Below are 576 nucleotides of genomic sequence, written 5' to 3'. Positions count from 1 at the left end.
TGATAAACAATACCGGTTCGGCTCAGAGTATTACTTTGGACGGAGCAGGAACAGCTAGTTTTACGACTTTACCATTAACATCAACCACTACATTTGATTTGGTGGATGTATCTGTAGGAGCGAGTTGCACCCAAACCCAAACCGGATCGGTTACTATTACTGTAATAGCGCTTCCTACAGCGAGTATCTCTGGAGCCACGACAATTTGCGCCGGAACAGGAACCACGATTAGTTTCACCGGTACAAGCAATGCGATAGTAACTTATAATATTGATTCAGCTCCAAGTACGACAATTACTTTGGATGCTACGGGCAATGCGAGTATCGCCACGGGCAATCTGAGCGCAGATACGACATATAATATTCTTAGTGTTGAAACCGGCGGCACCCCTAACTGTAGCCAGATCTTGACGGGTTCGGTTTTGGTGAGTGTGATTCAGATTCCAACAGCCACGATATCGGGCACGACGACGATTTGCTCTGGAGGTACTACTACTATTAGTTTCACCGGAACGCCGAATGCCACAGTAAATTATCAAATCAACGCTAGTGGAGCGAATATCCCCATCACATTGG

At 46.0% G+C, this 576-nt stretch carries 1 protein-coding gene; it reads left to right on the top strand.

Going from position 1 to position 576, the window contains the following annotated elements; all coding sequences use genetic code 11:
• A partial coding sequence (locus G4D82_RS14310) for a hypothetical protein (protein ID WP_166337975.1) occupies positions 1-576 on the top strand: 576 nt, incomplete at both ends.

Source organism: Flavobacterium lotistagni, assembly GCF_011392125.1.
Taxonomy (GTDB): domain Bacteria; phylum Bacteroidota; class Bacteroidia; order Flavobacteriales; family Flavobacteriaceae; genus Flavobacterium; species Flavobacterium lotistagni.
The sequence above is the reverse complement of the archived record's forward strand: the minus strand, read 5'-3'. Positions and strand labels throughout refer to the sequence as shown.